The sequence below is a fragment of the Mesorhizobium sp. WSM3879 genome (assembly GCF_002294915.1).
Lineage (GTDB): Bacteria > Pseudomonadota > Alphaproteobacteria > Rhizobiales > Rhizobiaceae > Mesorhizobium.
Genome location: NZ_NSFZ01000031.1, coordinates 1 through 2381, shown reverse-complemented (window position 1 = coordinate 2381; position 2381 = coordinate 1). Strand labels below are relative to the sequence as shown.

The 2381-nt window shown below is 62.2% G+C and carries 2 protein-coding genes; both read right to left on the bottom strand.

The features are described from left to right. Positions 1-107 precede the first annotated feature (107 nt). Positions 108-1025 carry a carbohydrate ABC transporter permease gene (locus CK218_RS29840; RefSeq protein ID WP_066998838.1) on the bottom strand — a complete coding sequence of 306 codons (918 nt, stop codon included), beginning with the start codon at positions 1023-1025 and terminating at the stop codon, positions 108-110. Positions 1026-1033: 8 nt separating this feature from the next. Continuing rightward, a complete protein-coding gene (locus CK218_RS29835) occupies positions 1034-2155 on the bottom strand; it encodes a sugar ABC transporter permease (protein WP_095802242.1) in 1122 nt (373 codons plus the stop codon). Positions 2156-2381 lie beyond the last annotated feature (226 nt).

Sequence of the window (2381 nt, the reverse complement as noted above, 5' to 3'; positions counted from 1 at the left end):
CCCAGCATGAATGGTGAATCATAAACCCGCTGATTTGGGAATCCTCAACGACTCCCAACAATTTCATCCCGCTCTAGCTCGCTTCTCCCACAAGAAGGGGAAGGCGGCTACTTCACCGAACCGGCCGTCATGCCCATGATCAGATAGCGTTCGAGCGCGATGCCGATGATCGCCAGCGGCGTGATGGCTGCTGTCGCCAGGGCTGCCATCGACCACCAGTTGATACCTTGCGAGCCGGTCTGGCTCGCCACCATAACTGGGATGGTCTTGGCATCCGTCGACGTCAGAAGGGCGGCGAAGAAATATTCGTTCCAGCAGAGCACCATCGCCAGGATGAAGGCGGCGACCATGCCGGGGAGCGCGATCGGCATGACAATGCGGAAGAAGGCGCCCCAGATCGACAGGCCGTCGACGAGTGCCGCCTCCTCGAGCTCGACGGGAATGGAGTTGAACTGGTCGCGCATGATCCAGATGACGATCGGCAGCACCATCAGCGTGTAGAGGAGCACAAGGCCGATGCGGGTGTCGAGCAGGGCCACTTCGCGGTAAAGCACCAGGAAGGGCAGCGCCAGCACCACCGGCGGCAGGATCAGCTGCGAGAGGAAGAAGAAGGAGATGTCCTCGTTCTTGAACCAGGCGAACTTGTAGCGGTATCGGGTCAGGCCATAGGCGGCGAGGCTGCCGATGATGATAGCGAGGCTCGACGCGCCGACAGAGGTAATGACCGAGTTCATGAAGCGTTTCAGGAACTCGTCGCGCACCGTCGAGGTCTGGACGATCGAATCCGGCGACAGCCCGAGTGAGCGCCAGCCCTTCCAGTCTGGCTGGAAGTCGACGAAGGGGATGAGGTGCCCCTGCGTGACATCGACCGCCGACTTGAACGAAGTGGTGATCGTCCAATAGATCGGGAAAAGGCAGACGAAGGACCAGAACACCAGCGCGCCATAGATGAAGACGCGGCTGGCGAGGAAGGCCGCCGGGGAGCGGATATCGGAAACGGTGTATTCGGTGGTCTGGACGCTCATATGGACGCTCAGTTGACGTTGCGCACGAAGCGACTGGCGAGCTTCAGCAGCCAGGTGACGAACACGACGATGATGATCAGATAGACCATGGCGAGCATGGTGCCGTAGCCGACATTCGAACGGTCGCGATATTCGCGGTAGATGAAGCTCGAAACGGAATCGGTGGCGCCGCCCGGCCCGCCGGAGGTCACCGTAATGATGATGTCGGCGAGCTTCAGCTTGAAGATGATGCGCAGGATCACCGCCGTCACGGACACCGGCAGCATCAGCGGGAAGGTAACCTGCCAGAAGGTCTGCCATGTCGTCGCGCCGTCGACGCGCGCCGCCTCGATCACCTCGCGCGACATTGCCTGCAGGCCGGCGAGCAGCATGATCATCATGAACGGAATGAAGGTCCAGGCGTCGAGCACCATGATCGAGATGCGCGCGATGATCGGGTCGGAGAAGAAGGCGGGATTGTCCCAGCCGAGATGGCGCGCCAGCGTCGATGCCGGTCCGAACCGGTATTCCATCAGCGACTTGCCGACCATCCAGGAGACCGCCACCGGCGACAGCATGAGCGGCAGCAGGAAGACCACACGGAAGAATTTCCTGGCGCGGATCTGCGCGTTGAGCAGCAACGCCAGTCCGAAGGCGATGACATATTCGACCAGCACCGCCAGCACATAGAGGACCATGTTGAAGAGCGCGTTGCGGTAGTAGGGGTCGGCCAGCATCTGCCAGAAATTGTCGAGACCGTTGAACCTGCGGCCAGCGAAGGAGCTGAGGTTCCAGTCAGTGAGCGCGATATAGAAGCCGAACAGCGTCGGGAAGATCACCATGGCGACGGTGAAGAGCAGCGCCGGCAGCAGGAACAGCGCGCGCTGGCCGTCCTCGCCGCGCGTCAGCACTTGCCAGGCGCCGAGCGCCACGCCCCACAGCACATAGGCGTAGACCACCGGACGCCAGGTATAGAAGCCGATCGTGTCGACCTCAGTCTTGTAAAGGATCTGCATGACGATCGTCGCCAGCAGCACGAGCGTCGCGGCGATCATCAGGGCCCAGCCGAGGCGCTTGCGGCCGGGAGGGATCAGATCGGCCGCTGCGGAGTTAGCCGGCCATGCATTGGCGGTTGAAGTCTGCTCAGCCACGCCTCTCGCCTCTACCTTGCTTTGGATGCAATTCCGGAGGAAAACCGCTTCACGCTTTTCCTGGAATTGCTGGAAGTCCAAATGACCGGCCATTGCCGGTCAACAGGCGGGCCCGGCCGCGGGGGGGGGGCGGGGCGCGGGGGGGGGGGGGCAGCACAAGGCCGGGGGGTGTATGAAAAAGCCAGCCCCCCCGCCCAAAAACCGAGGGGGGATGGGGGGGGGGGGG

Bases quoted from the DNA above. Each gene is read 5' to 3' on its own strand.
- CK218_RS29840 (WP_066998838.1), bottom strand. From the start codon at position 1,025: ATGAGCGTCCAGACCACCGAATACACCGTTTCCGATATCCGCTCCCCG.